General features: G+C 50.2%; 15 protein-coding genes. 9 read left to right on the top strand and 6 right to left on the bottom strand.

Annotated features, from left to right (window positions below; translation table 11 throughout):
- Positions 1-11: 11 nt before the first annotated feature.
- The gene (locus R0134_RS03050; RefSeq protein ID WP_319783417.1) at positions 12-485 is read left to right on the top strand and encodes a MarR family transcriptional regulator; all 474 of its coding nucleotides are present in this window, start codon (positions 12-14) and stop codon (positions 483-485) included.
- Between the two features lie 204 nt (positions 486-689).
- A complete protein-coding gene (gene cobU / locus R0134_RS03045) occupies positions 690-1,208 on the top strand; it encodes a bifunctional adenosylcobinamide kinase/adenosylcobinamide-phosphate guanylyltransferase (RefSeq protein WP_319783416.1) in 519 nt (172 codons plus the stop codon).
- Between the two features lie 99 nt (positions 1,209-1,307).
- Here the strand turns inward: cobU and R0134_RS03040 are convergent, their stop codons facing one another.
- Positions 1,308-1,886, bottom strand: a complete 579-nt coding sequence (locus R0134_RS03040) for a YjaG family protein (protein ID WP_319783415.1) — start codon at positions 1,884-1,886, stop codon at positions 1,308-1,310.
- Positions 1,887-2,040: 154 nt separating this feature from the next.
- Here R0134_RS03040 and R0134_RS03035 point away from each other — a divergent pair, with 154 nt between their 5' ends.
- Both R0134_RS03035 and R0134_RS03030 read left to right on the top strand, forming a co-directional pair.
- A complete protein-coding gene (locus tag R0134_RS03035) occupies positions 2,041-2,985 on the top strand; it encodes a D-2-hydroxyacid dehydrogenase (protein WP_319783414.1) in 945 nt (314 codons plus the stop codon).
- A gap of 34 nt (positions 2,986-3,019) precedes the next feature.
- Entirely contained in the window at positions 3,020-3,631 is a 612-nt protein-coding gene (locus R0134_RS03030; RefSeq protein ID WP_319783413.1) for a uracil-DNA glycosylase family protein, read from the top strand.
- A 183-nt stretch (positions 3,632-3,814) separates the two neighbouring features.
- Here R0134_RS03030 and znuB read toward each other — a convergent pair whose 3' ends face one another.
- Positions 3,815-4,603: a zinc ABC transporter permease subunit ZnuB gene (znuB, locus tag R0134_RS03025; RefSeq protein ID WP_319783412.1), complete on the bottom strand. Its 789-nt coding sequence runs from the start codon at positions 4,601-4,603 to the stop codon at positions 3,815-3,817.
- Positions 4,593-5,330 carry a zinc ABC transporter ATP-binding protein ZnuC gene (znuC, locus tag R0134_RS03020; protein ID WP_319783411.1) on the bottom strand — a complete coding sequence of 246 codons (738 nt, stop codon included), beginning with the start codon at positions 5,328-5,330 and terminating at the stop codon, positions 4,593-4,595. The genes znuB and znuC overlap by 11 nt, the downstream gene beginning before the upstream one ends.
- An 85-nt stretch (positions 5,331-5,415) precedes the next feature.
- Between znuC and znuA the strand changes: the two genes are divergently transcribed.
- Both znuA and mepM read left to right on the top strand, forming a co-directional pair.
- A complete protein-coding gene (znuA, locus tag R0134_RS03015) occupies positions 5,416-6,408 on the top strand; it encodes a zinc ABC transporter substrate-binding protein ZnuA (protein ID WP_319783410.1) in 993 nt (330 codons plus the stop codon).
- A 322-nt stretch (positions 6,409-6,730) separates the two neighbouring features.
- Complete coding sequence (gene mepM, locus R0134_RS03010) at positions 6,731-8,077, top strand: murein DD-endopeptidase MepM (protein WP_319783409.1); 1,347 nt, start codon at positions 6,731-6,733, stop codon at positions 8,075-8,077.
- Positions 8,078-8,254: 177 nt separating this feature from the next.
- Here the strand turns inward: mepM and hemE are convergent, their stop codons facing one another.
- Positions 8,255-9,322 (bottom strand): uroporphyrinogen decarboxylase, encoded by a 1,068-nt coding sequence (gene hemE, locus R0134_RS03005; RefSeq protein ID WP_087037165.1) that lies wholly within the window; start codon positions 9,320-9,322, stop codon positions 8,255-8,257.
- Between the two features lie 414 nt (positions 9,323-9,736).
- Here hemE and rsd point away from each other — a divergent pair, with 414 nt between their 5' ends.
- Positions 9,737-10,207, top strand: a complete 471-nt coding sequence (rsd, locus tag R0134_RS03000) for a sigma D regulator (RefSeq protein ID WP_319783408.1) — start codon at positions 9,737-9,739, stop codon at positions 10,205-10,207.
- Positions 10,208-10,220: 13 nt separating this feature from the next.
- Complete coding sequence (locus R0134_RS02995) at positions 10,221-10,583, top strand: PilZ domain-containing protein (protein ID WP_319783407.1); 363 nt, start codon at positions 10,221-10,223, stop codon at positions 10,581-10,583.
- Positions 10,584-10,808: 225 nt separating this feature from the next.
- On the opposite strand, the gene radA is transcribed toward R0134_RS02995, so the two are convergent.
- Positions 10,809-12,179 carry a DNA repair protein RadA gene (radA, locus tag R0134_RS02990; RefSeq protein WP_319783406.1) on the bottom strand — a complete coding sequence of 457 codons (1,371 nt, stop codon included), beginning with the start codon at positions 12,177-12,179 and terminating at the stop codon, positions 10,809-10,811.
- A 76-nt stretch (positions 12,180-12,255) separates the two neighbouring features.
- Here radA and R0134_RS02985 point away from each other — a divergent pair, with 76 nt between their 5' ends.
- The gene (locus R0134_RS02985; protein ID WP_319783405.1) at positions 12,256-14,526 is read left to right on the top strand and encodes a PilZ domain-containing protein; all 2,271 of its coding nucleotides are present in this window, start codon (positions 12,256-12,258) and stop codon (positions 14,524-14,526) included.
- On the opposite strand, the gene serB is transcribed toward R0134_RS02985, so the two are convergent.
- Positions 14,486-15,463 (bottom strand): phosphoserine phosphatase SerB, encoded by a 978-nt coding sequence (gene serB / locus R0134_RS02980; protein WP_319784291.1) that lies wholly within the window; start codon positions 15,461-15,463, stop codon positions 14,486-14,488. The genes R0134_RS02985 and serB overlap by 41 nt on opposite strands.
- Between the last annotated feature and the right edge of the window lie 80 nt (positions 15,464-15,543).

Here is a 15,543-nt window from a genome sequence, read left to right as displayed (position 1 = left end):
GCCGTAAGACCTTGGAAAAACATGAAGATATGCTGGTGGCTCTGCGCCAGATTATTCGCGCAATTGACCTGCACTCCCGTCAACTCAGTAAAGAGTCCGGCCTCACTGGCCCGCAACTCCTGTTACTGCAATCGATCAGCGAGCACGGCGACATTACGATGCGTAAATTGGCGCAAGCAACTCATATGAGTCAAGCAACCGCTACCACCATCATAGATAGACTCGAACAAAAACTGTTAGTGCGCCGCGAACGCAGCCAAACCGATAAGCGTAAAGTCTATGCGGTGCTAACGGATGAAGGTAAAGATAAACTTAAAACTGCCCCTCGTCCCTTGCAAGAAAGCTTTATTCAGCGCTTTCAAGCACTCGCCGAGTGGGAGCAAAACTTATTGCTATCCTCGGTGCAGCGCATTTCATTAATGATGAACGCCAACGATCTTGACGTAGCTCCGCTACTGCAAGTAGGCAGCTTATTGCACGAGTAAAAATGATGTTAACGAGCGAGTCCTAGTTCATCTATCGGTTATACATTAATCGAGCGTTAGGGCTGCTCGTTATATTTAGAAATAACTCCACTAACCCGCAACTCATACCGCTCTCTCATCACTCCTGCCAACCTACTCACTGCATTATTTAACTGTCGTTCATTTAATCACGATTCACTGTTATTAAGCAGCCAAGGTAACAACATGAAACAATTTATTTTGGGTGGTGCCCGTTCAGGTAAGAGTCGCCTCGCAGAACAGCTCTGCACCGACTTAGGCAATAAGGTCGCCTATATCGCCACCGCTGAACAAGCGTTGAATGATGCAGAAATGACGGCGCGTATTAGCCAACATCAAGCACAACGCCCAGCACACTGGCAGACCTTAGAAGTACCCACTGAACTTGGCCAAACACTGGCAACATTGCACGATTATGATGCGGTTATGATCGACTGCCTAACGCTGTGGCTCAGCAACTGCCTGCATTTGGAAAACTGGCCACAACAGCGCCAAACTTTCTTAACCGCCTTAGAAAGTTTTAATGGCCAGCTGATTATAGTGAGCAATGAAGTAGGCATGGGCATAGTGCCTTTGGGTGAGCTAACCCGCCGTTTTGTGGATGAGAGTGGTTTTTTGCATCAAGCGGTCGCTGCGCGCTGCGAGCGGGTAATATTTACCGCTGCAGGTTTGCCACTGGTACTGAAAGGCCCGAGCTTAGATTGAGTGCAGGGTGCTAAAAAACCCAATAAAAACAGACCTTAACTGTCTGTTTTTTATTGGCAGCAATCGTCTAATGCCTGCATCAGGCAAGCCAAATGCGGGCTATTCTAGGCTGATACCAATATTAGAAACCCCACCTTGAGCGGCAAAGTCACGAATGGCCAGTATAGTGGCGGCATCTCTGGGCTGATTGACGCGATCTAGCAACTCAACTTGAAACTCCATTTCTGTCATCAACAGCTCATCTTCATACAACTCTTCTTCACTCAGCTCGCGCTCTGCCAATAATTCGACAAAACCGGCCACCGTGCCCAAAGAGGCATGGCTGGCTTCGGTGGCTTCTTCGCCCACCCGACAAATCACCGAGTTGTAAGCACAACCCAAAGCTACACAGACGTCCAAAGCGGGGTAAGCACCGTAACTTTCAGACAGCGTAGGATCAGGAATAAAAGCTTCAAAAGACTCCAACTCGGCGCTTAAATCGACCTTCGAGCCTTTTACCGTCAGGTAAGTCCACAAGGTATTCAGCGTTTCTCGGCAGCGCTGGCTATTTCCAAAGTCGCTAGTTTCGCTAAATAGCTGATAATTAGGATACATCCGCTCGGCTAACGCCAGGGCAAATACAGTTTGCTGCCAGGGAGCTAGCTTGTTGATTTTTTTGTAAAATTTATCGCCAAACACGGATATTTCCTTGTGGTTACATGGCCGTTTTTTTGCCATTGTGCGTCTTTATTGCTAAGGCTCACATTTTAGGCCGCAAACGTTGGTATAAGTTTATGCGTGTGCCATTGTCTCATAGAACGCCCTTACAAAAAGCATAATAAGGAGAGAAGGTATGGCCAATCATACCCTGTTATTGCTCAGCCAAGATAATGCTGAATACCAAGCATTATTAAAACAGGCCTACCTGCCCGGGCTGACGATTTTAGCGCCAGAAAGCGAAGCCGACATTCGCGCAGCACTCGCTAAAGCCGATATTTTACTGGGCGAGCCCGCTAGACTGCGCGCGCGCCTGAATGAAGCGAAAGCACTCAAATGGGCGCAGTCGACCTATGCCGGTGTGGACGTATTATTGCACGGTGATTGCCGCCAAGATTATCAGCTCACCAATATTCGGGGCATTTTTGGCCCTTTAGTGAGCGAATATGTGTTTGGCCACTTGTTGGCGCTCACCCGCCACCTGCGCCATTACAAGGCACAACAGCGGCTGCATAACTGGCACCCTATTCCCTATGAAAGCATTCGCGGTAAAACCATGCTGATTATGGGCACCGGCAGCATTGGCCAGCATATAGCGCACACCGCCAAGCACTTTGGCATGACGGTATTAGGCATCAGTCGTTCTGGTCGAGAAGCGGCAGGCTTTGATAATACTTATCAGCTACCGGCGCTTAATAACGTGTTGCCTCGGGCCGATGTGGTGGTCAGTGTTTTGCCGTCCACGCCGCAAACTCGTGGCCTATTTAACGCCGCCCGACTCGATCATTTTAAACCCGGCACTATTTTCTTTAACGTGGGCCGAGGTGATGCAGTTGATGAAGGCGCGCTTATTCAAGCGCTGCGCCATGGCAATATAGGTGCTGCGGTATTAGATGTGTTTGCCAGCGAGCCATTGCCGGTCGCCAGCCCCTTATGGGACATGCCCAATGTCGTTATCACACCGCACAACTCGGGTTATAGCTTTCCGGCACAAATAGTAACGCGCTTTAGCCGTAACTATTTAAAATATACGTCTGGCAAAACCATGGAAGGATTAGTGGACTTTAATCTAGGTTACTAGTGAAGAGCTTGAGGAGTGAGAGAAGGAAGCCCACATGAATAGTGAGTTTGAGCAGTTACTGATGCAGGCCAGAGCCTGCCGTATTTGCGAAGCGAATCTACCACTGGGACCACGGCCGGTGTTACAAATGGCGCCTGAGGCGCGTATTTTGATCATCGGCCAAGCGCCGGGCTTAAAAGTACATCAAACCGGTATTCCCTGGAACGACCCCAGCGGCGATACGTTGCGCCGTTGGCTAGAGCTCAGCCGTGAGCAATTTTACGATCCACAGTTAGTGGCCATTATGCCGATGGGCTTTTGTTATCCGGGAAAAGGCAAAAGCGGTGATTTGCCGCCGCGCCCCGAATGCGCGCCCGCTTGGCATCAACAGCTACTTAATGTGCTGCCCAATATTGAGCTCACGCTCTTGATTGGCCAATATGCCCAGCGTTATTACCTTGGTAAGCGTTACAAAACCCTCACCGAAACTGTGCGTAATTGGCAAGAGTTTGCGCCCAGCCAATTACCCCTGCCCCACCCTTCTCCCCGTAACCGTTATTGGCTCACTAAAAACCCCTGGTTTGAAGCAGAAGAACTTCCCGCTCTGCGCGAACGAGTACATCAGGTGTTGGCAACGCCAAGCGCCCAGCACCAAGCGCCGAGCTAAAGAAGGAGCTGTGTTTGGAATTTATGCCGTCATCCTGATGAAAATCAGGATCTCGTTTTAGGCTTTAGTGCTTTAGTGCCTTAAGTGCCTATGTGCGAGATACCGGGCGAGTTCGGTAAGACGCATAGTTTGTGGATCTTGTGTCTAGCTTGGCGCCGGGCGCTTGGTGCTCGGCGCTGCTATTTACCCTTTTTTCGGCACCAAATGTGATAATAAGAATAAGGCGGCGGCGATCACCACTACTGAAGGGCCGGCGGGGGTGTCGTAACTCACCGATAACTGCAAACCACCGACTACCGCTACCATGCCAAGGCCCATGGCGTAAAAGGCCATTTGCTCAGGGGAGCGACTAAAGCGGCGCGCTGTGGCGGCAGGAATAATTAGCAGTGAGGTAATAATTAAGGCACCCACAAACTTCATGGCCACGGCGATCAACACACTGATCATCAATAACAACAGCAGCTTTAAGCGCTCGACCTTAATGCCCTCAACCCGGGCTAATTCTTCACTGACGGTGATCGACAACAATTGACTCCAGTAATGGCGCAACACCACTAACAACACCAAACCGCCACCGAAAATCCAATACAAATCTACCAATTGGATCGCCAACAGATCGCCAAATAAATACGCCATTAAATCCACGCGCACGTTATCCATAAAGGCCAGTGCCACTAGACCTAACGATAAAGAGGTGTGCGCTAAAATACCCAGTAGCGTATCCGTGGCCAGCCAACTCGCACGCTGCAGGGCCGCCAGTACTATGCCTAAACATAAACAGGCCACTAAAACGGCCAGCGTTAAATCAATTTGTAGCAGTAAACCAAAGGCCACCCCCAGCAAGGAAGAATGGGCCAAGGTGTCGCCAAAATAGGCCATGCGCCGCCACACCACAAAGCTGCCCAAAGGGCCCGCTAAAATGGCAATGCCTAAGCCGGCTAACAACGCATACAATAAAAAACTATCCCACATGACGTACGTCTCCGTGATGTTCATCGTCACAGTCATGATGATGGGTATATACCGCTAGCTGCGCGAGCTCAGGGCGGCCAAATAAACGGGCAAATTCAGGATGTCGAGCCACATCTTCTGGCTCCCCGTGGCAACAAATATGCTGGTTTAAGCAAATCACACGGTGAGTACTGGCCATCACCAAATGCAAGTCGTGAGACACCATCAGCACCCCGCATTGCAACTCATCGGCCAGCAATTTGATCAAGCCGTATAGCTCGGTTTGGCCGTGCACATCCACCCCTTGGGCGGGCTCATCGAGGATCAGTAATTCTGGCTGCATCATCAGGGCGCGCGCCAATAAAATACGCTGCATTTCGCCGCCGGATAACGCCTGCATGGCACGATCCGCTAACCGCTCGGCGCCGACTTTAGCCAAGGCTTGGGCAACCGTGAGTCGACGGCCATGAGATAAACTCATAAAACGCGCCACCGTCAATGGCAATACCGAGTCTAAATGTAATTTTTGCGGCACATAACCCACACGCAGATTGGGCTTTTGCCACAAAGTGCCGGTGTGCCCAGGAATCAGGCCCAGCACTAGTTTGATCAAAGAGCTTTTTCCAGCACCATTAGGGCCCACTATGGTGAGAATTTCCCCTCGCTGTAGCGTTAATGACACCCTTTCTAGAATGACATTGCCGCCTATGTTCAGCCCCACGTCTGTTAATTCCACCAGTCTAGTCATGCGTTTTATGCCTTTACTTCTTAATTTGTAATATTATAACATTGCTTATCCACTAAACTCTATTATCCATTGGGATCTAGCGCTCATGAAAACTCTATTACTGCTGTTCGTCTCTTTGCTACTCAGTAGCCAAGCGCGCGCCGTGGAAGTCTTAACCTCCATTAAACCTTTACAGCTGATTGCCAGCGCCATTACTCAAGGGGGCTCAGCTCCGCAACTGCTGCTGCCGCCGGGTAGCTCGCCCCACGATTATGCGCTGCGCCCCTCGGATGTGCGTAAAGTAAAAAAAGCCGACTTAGTACTCTGGGTAGGGCCTGAGTTAGAAGTATTTTTAACCCGCTTACTCGAGGATCAAACTAACAGTTTGGCGCTCTTGCCCGAACTCAATGCGAACGCATTAAATGCTGAGCATGATTCTGATCATGGCCATAAGGATGCTCATCATCATGAAGATGCGCATCACAGCCATGAAATAAGCGACGCACATAATACCGATAAAATAGTTGTCGCCAACCCAGATGAAGCAGAAAGTCATGATCACTCAGGCCAAGACGCCCATATTTGGCTGGATCCCCATCAAGCAAACAACATTGCCGCACTGCTGGCCGCACGTTTGATCGAGCTGGATCCAGACAGTATTGATCGATATCAAGAGAATTTAGCCACTTTTCAAGCAAGATTAAAAAAAGCAGACCAGAAGATAGCCGCGCAACTGGCACCAGTAAAAGGCATAGGTTATTTCGTGTTTCACGATGCGTACGGCCATTGGGAGCGTCACTATCAGCTGTCGTCACTGGGCCACTTTACGGTGAATCCGGCTCGGGCACCGGGCGCCAAAACCGTGGCCAGTATTCATCAGGCACTAAAGCAGTCGCAGGCGGTGTGTGTGTTTGCAGAGCCGCAGTTTCAACCCGCAGTAGTGAATGCGGTGTTGCGTAATACCCAAGCTCGCAGTGGTATCTTGGATCCGTTGGCGACAGATATTACGCCAAGCCCAGACAGCTACTTTGTGTTTATGCAGCAGCTCGCTGATGCCATGACCGGATGTTTACTCGGATCTGCGGATCCTGCGCGCTGATTTTTGCCGTTTTTTGATGAGAAATCTAATCTCGGAAAATCAACCGCTATCAATAAACACTCATTTTTTACAATTAAATCCGATACAATAGGGAACTTAATTGTACGAACTTGTTCATACTCTTTGTCCAAAAGAAAGAAGTGCAGGTGTCCAAACAGGCTGTGTGGGTATTCAGGCTATTGATACCAAAAGAAGTACTGGATACCGCCAAGGAACATTTTTGTCATAAGATGAACCGCTTTACTGTCCTTGAGATGATGCTTGGATAGCTAAAGCGGTTTTTGCATTCATTATTTTAGCCACTCAGGCACAGGTAATCCGGATGAATTTTCTCCGCCCGATACAAACGAAACTGCAAGGTATGCCCACACAACTGCCAAAAAAGCACCTGTATGGCATCGTCTTACTGAGCACCCTAACGCTGACGACGGCCATTATGCTGCCCTCGGCGCAAAATATATTAGAGCAGCCAAATAAACTTAGCTTGCCCAACAACCTGAGGCTCTCTTCTGGGGCCATTAAAACTCAAGTCGATAACACTGAGTTTTATACGCTGTCGGATGATGATTTAGGCCCGGTTGAATCGGTCGATGCCTTGGATGAATTAGCGTCAACCGAACCTGAATGGCAGCAGTACACCGTACAAAATGGCGACACCTTAAGTACTATTTTTAATGGATTAGGCTTACCGTTAGCCACTATGTATAAGTTGCTTGAAGCCGACAAATCACGTGTACTAGACGGCCTAAAGCCCCGCCAAAATTTAAGCATGTTGATTGACTCTGAGAACTTGCTGCTTGAATTTAAGATCAAGCAAGACTTGCTGCATACCCGCACTTTTACTCGTGATGGTGATGGCTATAAAAGCAGAGTTAAAACCGAAACCAGTAACTGGGAAAGTCGCGCTTTAAAAGGCGTGATCAAAGGCAGCTTTTATTTAAGTGCCCGCGATGCAGGTTTATCCGCATCACAAATTCAGCATGTTGCTAACTTATTCCAATGGCAGCTCAACTTTGCTCGGGACTTGCGCCAAGGCGACAGCTTTAAAGTTTTGGTACAGCGTGAATTTGTACAAGGCAAAAGCACTGGTAAATCTGAGCTACAAGCGGTAGAAATTACCAATAAAGGCCGTACTTTTTACGCCTTTCGCCATGAAGACGGTAAGTTTTACGACAGCAAAGGCGAAAGCTTAGAGCGGGGTTTTATTCGTATTCCGCTGGAGCGCACGCCACGTATTAGCTCCACCTTTAACCTAAGCCGTAAGCATCCGATTACAGGCCGAGTTACAGCCCACAAAGGCACCGACTTTGCAGTGCCAACGGGTACCCCAGTCGTAGCCCCAGGCGACGGCGTGGTAGTTAAAGCCGTGTATCACCCGTTAGCGGGTAACTACATAGTGATCCGCCATGGCCGCCAGTACACCACGCGCTTTTTGCACTTGAGTAAGTTTTTGGTCAAACAGGGTGATACGGTACGCCGTGGCCAGCGCATTGGTTTATCCGGCAATACTGGTCGCTCTACTGGCCCGCACTTGCATTATGAGTTCCACGTCAATAACCGTGCCGTGGATGCCATGCAAGTAAAACTGCCAATGGCTGAAGGTTTATCTGGCCAGAGCAAACGCACTTTTTTGGCGACCATAGACAAATATCAGAAAGAATTGGGATAAATAGGATTAACGTAAAGAGTGAGATGTAAGGCGTGAGGCGTAAACACGAGCCTGAAGATTCGATGTTCTGTTTGCTCCTCACACCTCACTATTTACACCTTACATTTTCCATAAAAAAAGCGCCGTTAAGGCGCTTTTTTTATTGGCTGCGTTCTAGGTTAGCGAACGAGGCATGACTTACTTAGCGTGGTACGGACGAGAGATGCGATGCACTGCATCGATAAAGGCGCCCGCATGCTCAGGATCTACGTCCAAGTGAATGCCATGACCTAAGTTAAAGACATGACCTGGACCTTCACCAAAGCTCTCTAGGATAGAAGCAACTTCTTGCTCGATGCGCGGAATAGGCGCATACAGCATGGATGGGTCCATGTTGCCTTGCAGTGCAACCTTATCACCTACGCGACGCTTAGCGTCTGCCATGTCGATGGTCCAATCCAAACCAATACCGTCACAACCGGTAGCGGCAATCGCCTCTAACCACTGACCACCATTTTTGGTAAACAGGGTAACGGGCACTCGGCGACCGTCGCTTTCACGCACTAAACCGTCCACGATTTTCGCCATGTATTGCAGTGAAAACTCGTTGTAATCGCGGGTGCTTAAAATGCCGCCCCAAGTATCGAAAATCATCAACGACTGAGCACCGGCCGCAATTTGCGCGTTCAAGTAGCTGGTCACGCTGTCTGCTAACTTGTCCAGCAACAAGTGCATGGCTTTCGGATCAGAAAACATCATGCCTTTGGTTTTCATGAACGTCTTAGAACCACTGCCTTCCACCATATAGGTGGCCAGCGTCCAAGGGCTGCCAGAGAAACCAATCAGCGGCACTTCGCCTTTTAGCTCACGACGAATGGTGCGCACCGCATTCATTACATATTGCAGTTCGCCTTCTGGATCAGGAATACCCAGTTTTTGCACATCAGCCATTGAGCTAATAGGACGCTGAAATTTAGGACCTTCACCGGCTTCAAAGTACAAGCCTAAACCCATGGCATCGGGAATGGTCAAAATATCAGAGAACAGAATCGCCGCATCTAACGGGAAGCGACGCAAGGGTTGTAAGGTCACCTCACACGCCAACTCTGCGTTTTTACACAACGCCATAAAATCGCCCGCTTCGGCGCGCGTTGCCTTGTACTCAGGCAAATAACGACCGGCCTGACGCATCATCCAAACAGGGGTGTAATCTACGGGCTGGCGGGCCAGTGCACGTAAGTAACGATCATTTTTCAAAGGTTGCATTCTATCGTCCCAAAACAGGTGGCAAATGCCGCTATTGTACCACCAGATAGCATAAAGCCCCAATCAGACGTTACACACGCTTGCTTTGGGCGCTTTTTAATCACTCTGGTACTTAACGTTATAAAAGAGTAAGATTTTAGTTAAATTAACACGTTTAATGTTTCATATTTGCAGGTATTACGCTACCAGTAAGCAACTGTTAAGTTGGGTGTTAGTAACGAAAGCATTAGGCTGATTTCTGTCTTACAAACTTATTTTTAGCGCGAGCTTGCGCCCAAGTTAGTTGTAAAACGATTGACCCCGCGCCCGCTTTTCTTTAATGATGGAGTCATCGAAGGTTATTGAACGATGGAAACTTTAACTTACGTTAAGGTAGAGCTCTCAACCTGCTCAGGTCATCCCAAGGAGGGAATCATGCTCAGGAAAATGGCACAAAGCAAAGCTAAACTCGCCGGTAAACACCACGCGCTAGACACCTTTATGGATGCCCGCCAAGCCTTGCTGGTGGAATACATCCGCTTATCTACTAATAGAAAAGTACTGCCCGATCCGAAAGAGCTCACCGACTTTTGCAGTCAATTGGTGGACTACGTCAGTGCCGCTCACTTTGAAATTTATGACTATGTGATGGCAGCTTATGAGGCAGCGCGCGGTAATGGCCGTACCTTAGCGGAACGTATTTATCTGCGCCTGAAGAAAAGCTCGGTACTGGCGCTCGACTTTCACGATAAATACGCCCAAGTTGACAACGACGAAGTACTGCTAGAGTTAGATCAAGATCTCAGCATGCTAGGCGAAATGTTAGAAGAGCGATTTAGCCTTGAAGACCGATTGGTATTTGCCGTCTCACTGCTTAATCACCTGAGTATTAACGAACCTGCTTGATCAGGAGAGCGATATGGCCGAGCGCAGAGCATTTACACGCATCGGGTTTAACCTGCCCGCGTGGCTGGTTACTCCCGACGGCCATCAGCTACCGACTCAGCTGCAAGATATTTCACTGCACGGGGCGCTCTTAAGCGTTACAGAGCCTTGGCAAGCAGAGTCAGGCACGCCCTTGCAGCTGCGCATGTCCTTAGATGGGCACGAGAAGGTAATTATTATGCAAGCGCGGCAGCGTTATCATAAAGACGGCTGCATCGGCATTGAATGCGAACAGCTCGACATTAATAGCGCCAGCCAATTACGCCGCCTAGTGGAGTTAAACCTAGGCGATGAAGCGCTCTTGCGGCGCCAATTTGAAGAGTTACTTGATGTGTAAAAGTGAGGGATGAAGAGACAACATCCAAGCAGGTAGAGAAACATAACCCGCCCGGGAACAATACAAACACCGGCGGCAGCGCCGAATCTGATGCACAGGCCGAATATATGGAGCATAGCGTTTGGCCCAAATATGGCACACCTTAAAAGAGGTCGAATAAATTCGACCCTACATATAAATCACAGCTGTGAACTTACAACTGTGTATTACTCCCCACCTTGTTTGCTACAACGCTTCTAACGCTTCTTCTAATTTCTTCACGGCTATCACTTCCATGCCGGGTGGCGAATGCTTTGGCCGATTCGCCCAAGGGATAATCGCGCGGGTAAAGCCATGTTTGGCTGCTTCCATGAGTCGTTCTTGACCCGATGGCACGGGCCGAATTTCGCCCGACAAGCCCACTTCGCCAAAGACCACTAGCTCTTTAGGCAGCGCCTTATCGCGAAAGCTCGACACCAAGGCCAGTAATAAGGCTAAGTCGGCACTGGTGTCTTCCACCCGCACCCCGCCCACCACGTTAACGAACACATCTTGATCTGCCATTTGCAAACCACCGTGGCGATGCAACACCGCCAACAGCATCGACAGTCGATTTTGCTCCAAGCCCACGGTGACGCGACGCGGATTACCTAATTGAGAATAATCCACCAGCGCTTGCAGCTCCACCAGCAAGGGCCGCGTGCCTTCCCAAATAATCATCACCACTGAGCCTGTGGTTTGCTCTTCGCCGCGACTTAAGAAAATGGCTGACGGGTTGCTGACCTCTTTTAAGCCGGTTTCGGTCATGGCAAACACGCCCAACTCATTCACGGCACCGAAACGGTTTTTATGGCTGCGCAGCATGCGAAAACGGCTGTCATTGGCACCGTCCAACATAATGGAGCAGTCGATACAGTGCTCTAACACTTTTGGTCCCGCCAAGGCGCCGTCTTTGGTGACGTGCCCCACCATCAACACCACCACGCCGTGCTGCTTGGCATAACGGGTGAGTTGTGCCGCCGCTTCACGCACTTGGCTGACCGAACCTGGGGATGAAGCTACCCCCTCCACGTGCATCACTTGAATGGAGTCGATAACGATCACCGCTGGCTTTTCTTCCCGCGCGATATGACAAATTTGCTCGACGCTGGTTTCCGACAACATGCGCAGCTGATCTCGCGGCAGCCCTAAACGCTGGGCGCGCATAGCCACCTGTTGCAGTGATTCTTCACCAGTCACATAGAGGGTTTTCATGCGGCTGGCCAAGCCACACATCACTTGTAATAACAGCGTACTCTTACCCGCACCTGGGCTGCCGCCAATCAGAATGGCCGAGCCGGGCACCATGCCGCCGCCTAATACGCGGTCTAGCTCACTAAAACCGCTGGGAATGCGCGGCAGTTCGGTGAGTGCCACTTGGTCTAGGGTTTGTACTTTATTGTCTTGCGTGCCCGCATAACCGACAAAGCGGCTATTACGACTGGCCGCCGCCGTGGCGGGTGCTAAGCGAATTTCGGTGATGGTATTCCACTCTTTGCATTCCGTACACTGGCCCTGCCAGCGCGGATATTCGCCCCCACATTCACCGCAAACAAACGCCGTTTTAGACTTGGCCATGCACACTCACTCATTTAATATTGAGCTGTTATACTGGCCTAAGTTTTTCAGCCACTCAACCCCAAGCTAGGCCAAGATGGATCTCAGCGCATATAAAACTCTGCTCAATAAACTGGTACCGCTAAGTTACCAATACGATCTTGATGGCTTACTCGACACTATGTTGCCCGAGGCCGACGAGGACATTCGTTTTCAGTTGCAAGCTGAAGTGCGTCGTTTAACCTCCCCTTGCCTGCGAGTACTGGATTTACGCAGCCTATTTCCTGGCCTCTGCCATTTATTCCGCCATCAAGGGCTGGATCACCAACTGCCCGAGCATCTGGTCACCCGCTTTCAAAACCTACTGCAAGGGTACAGCGGCGAATACACCAGAGGCTTGTATGAATCTTTACTGGCCGAATTAGCGACACTGCGTAAATTACCCGCGCAATTTAATACCGTGCCTTGGCATCTGCCCTCTTTGGGCTTGCAACGTAAAGAAAGCCGACTGCGCTTCGTCACCCCTGTGTGTTTGCAGTTAGATAATGGGCAAGTGCTGCAAGGTAATACCTTGGATATTTCCCCCGCCGGCTTATTAGTCCAGTTGCAAGACGCGCCGCGTTTGCCAGAAGAAGTGGCAATCAGTTTCCCTGAATTAGCCAAGCAGACAGGATTAGCATGTTTGGCTGCTCCTAAGCGTTATCGGGTGCGCCAAGACGCAGGCGAGCTAAACCGTCTCAAGATGCAAAGAGTGGAAGAGGATGCCGATTGGCAGCAGGCCATTGCCGCTTTTATTGAGCAGAATCGGCCTCGCTATGGCTTAGACGCCGAAGATTTATACGCAACAGTCAAATTCCAATGTTGGGGCCAGGCGCTATTAGAAACCAGTTTAAGCTGCTCGTTGTTCTTTGATGGCGAGGGCAAGCTGCAGCATCTATTAACCAATCGCCATAGCGCTAAAACCCTGAGTGCTTGGCAACAAGCCAAGCCCGGCGATTTGCTGCCAACATTACTATCACCCGAGCGGGTGCTGCATTTAGCTAAACAGGCCGATAAGCCCAGCCTGCTGTACAGTTTTTGCCACTCCGGCGCCCAGCAGCCCTATTATTTTGTCGCCAATCAAGATGAACTCATTAAGCATCACGCCTATGCCGCTTTTATTAATGAAGGCATACGGGCCAACACCTTAACTTGCTATTACCTGAGCATACGCCCACTGCATTATGGGGATCAGGCCACGGGCGCACTAGACGCTCAAGGGGTGCGCCATTTACAGCAACTAAAGTGGCAGCTGTGGCTCACGCCCATTCCCGCCCCCCAATCTCAGTGGCCCATCGACAGTACGCTTAAGCAACTGGCCCCTTTTATGGTGCCAGCCAGCCTGCATCAAGCCACGGTTACGCCCTTGGGTCGTCAGGCATCAAAGCGGCGAGAAGCGCGCTTTAAACTGCAAAGCACCATGGAGCTGAGTGTTGGCAATAAAGTGCTGATGGGTGAAACGGAAGATCTCTCTAATAGTGGCCTTAAGCTGGTATTAGCCGAGCCGATACGCCTCGATATCCCTTGTTTAGTACAGGTGCATCTGACGGAGCTTAATCAACGCAGCCGCGAATGGAAGCTTAAAGGGCTGCCCTATCGGGTGGTGAATGTGAGTGGCAATGGCAAAGTGGTGCACTTGCGTATTGAAGGCGCGGAAGAAAGCCACGCGGGCTATCAGTTTTTTAACGCCTTACTCGAACAAAACCAAGACAAGCTCAGGGCGCGGCCCAATACCCACCATACGCCGGCTTGGTTAACCTGGTTGACCCGACAAACCTTGCAGCAACCGCCTTCACCCACCTTTGTGCTGGGCCGAAACGACGGCGGCTTTTACCTGCAAGGAGCCATCGCCTGCTTATTACAACAGAGCTTGATGAGCTTTTTATCGAATGAATTTCAGCAGGCACATTTTAGTCGCTTAATATCCCGCCAGCAGTGGCAGTCTATTTACACTAAATTATTACGCCCCGATGGCCGCAGTCATCATAGCTATGAGATTTGGACCGCCAAGGCAGTAGACTCTAGCCAACAGAGCTGGTTGTTGATCGATCCTGAGCCTAAGCGTCAGGCTTTTTTACTCAACCCGCGCCACAGCCAGCAGCTGAACGTGAGTTTAGTGGTCATCAACCGCTTACAATTGCGCCAGCTTGAACATCTGGTACCAGAATGGAACACCCTGACTCAGACCTCTTTATATAAAACTCAGCAACTGGAACAACAGTTAGCCGAGTTATCTGCTCTGAGCCAGGTATTTGATATTACCGAAGCGGTACGACGTAAAGCTGCGGTTAAGCAGTCTGTACTAAGCCCAACACCCCTTCCAAGCTAAGCAGGTTTAAGCATACTGGCGCTTGCTCTTGCACTAAAGGCTTAGCATGCAGCGCCACACCTAATCCGGCTTGAGCCAGCATCAGTAAGTCGTTGGCGCCATCACCCACCGCCACCGTCTGGCTGAGCGGTATATCATAGCGCTCGGCCAGCTCACACAAAATGCGCGCTTTGGCCTCGGCGTCCACAATATCGCCCAGCACCTTACCGGTAAAACGCCCGTCTTTAATTTCTAAGGTATTAGCAAAATCTGCATCCAAGCCTAAGGTTTGACGAAGGTGACCAGTAAAAGGCGTAAAGCCGCCAGACGCCAAAGCCACTTTCCACCCCATGGCTTTTAAGCCTGCCACCAGCGTCAGCAAACCGGGCATTAAGGGCATCTTAGCGATCACTTGGTCGATAATTGCCGCATCGGCACCGGCTAATGCGCCGACCCGACGACGTAAACTTTCAGAAAACGGCAGCGCCCCTTCCATGGCCGCACGCGTTACCGCCGCCACTTCTTCACCCACACCAGCCAACAGCGCTATCTCATCAATGCACTCAATCTGAATAGCAGTGGAGTCCATGTCCATCAGCACTAAACCGGGCTGTGCGCCATTAGGCAAAGCCGGCACACAGGCGATATCCCAGCTGGTGGCAATTTCTTGTAAATGCGCTTTCAACTCCGGCGACCAAGCAGATAAACGCAAATTTAATACCTCACGCTCGGCAATACGCTTGAGGCTAGCCACTTCAACGCGCACGCCGGCGGCGTCCAATACCTGCAAGCTTTGCTGTAACGCAGACTTAGTCAGTTGCTCAGCAAGCAGCACTAAGTGCCCTTTTGGTGCATCTAACTGACCGGACACGAGCGTTCCAGCCTGCCAAACATAAGATTGGCCAGATAATGCGTCAGTCCATTCCCCTAACTGCTCGGGCAAAACATCCATTAACAGTGTCACTTAACTTATCCTTACTCACTAAGACTTAGCGCTAGGGTAGCGTATTGCTTTTTGACCAAGCAAGAGACAATATT

Source organism: Oceanisphaera sp. IT1-181 (assembly GCF_033807535.1).
Taxonomy (GTDB): Bacteria; Pseudomonadota; Gammaproteobacteria; order Enterobacterales; family Aeromonadaceae; genus Oceanimonas.
This window is presented reverse-complemented; position numbering and strand designations above follow the sequence as displayed.

Bases quoted from the DNA above. Each gene is read 5' to 3' on its own strand.
- mepM (WP_319783409.1), top strand. From the start codon at position 6,731: ATGAATTTTCTCCGCCCGATACAAACGAAACTGCAAGGTATGCCCACA.
- znuB (WP_319783412.1), bottom strand. From the start codon at position 4,603: ATGTGGGATAGTTTTTTATTGTATGCGTTGTTAGCCGGCTTAGGCATT.
- radA (WP_319783406.1), bottom strand. From the start codon at position 12,179: ATGGCCAAGTCTAAAACGGCGTTTGTTTGCGGTGAATGTGGGGGCGAA.
- R0134_RS03030 (WP_319783413.1), top strand. From the start codon at position 3,020: ATGAATAGTGAGTTTGAGCAGTTACTGATGCAGGCCAGAGCCTGCCGT.
- rsd (WP_319783408.1), top strand. From the start codon at position 9,737: ATGCTCAGGAAAATGGCACAAAGCAAAGCTAAACTCGCCGGTAAACAC.
- znuC (WP_319783411.1), bottom strand. From the start codon at position 5,330: ATGACTAGACTGGTGGAATTAACAGACGTGGGGCTGAACATAGGCGGC.
- R0134_RS02985 (WP_319783405.1), top strand. From the start codon at position 12,256: ATGGATCTCAGCGCATATAAAACTCTGCTCAATAAACTGGTACCGCTA.
- R0134_RS03035 (WP_319783414.1), top strand. From the start codon at position 2,041: ATGGCCAATCATACCCTGTTATTGCTCAGCCAAGATAATGCTGAATAC.
- znuA (WP_319783410.1), top strand. From the start codon at position 5,416: ATGAAAACTCTATTACTGCTGTTCGTCTCTTTGCTACTCAGTAGCCAA.
- cobU (WP_319783416.1), top strand. From the start codon at position 690: ATGAAACAATTTATTTTGGGTGGTGCCCGTTCAGGTAAGAGTCGCCTC.
- hemE (WP_087037165.1), bottom strand. From the start codon at position 9,322: ATGCAACCTTTGAAAAATGATCGTTACTTACGTGCACTGGCCCGCCAG.
- R0134_RS02995 (WP_319783407.1), top strand. From the start codon at position 10,221: ATGGCCGAGCGCAGAGCATTTACACGCATCGGGTTTAACCTGCCCGCG.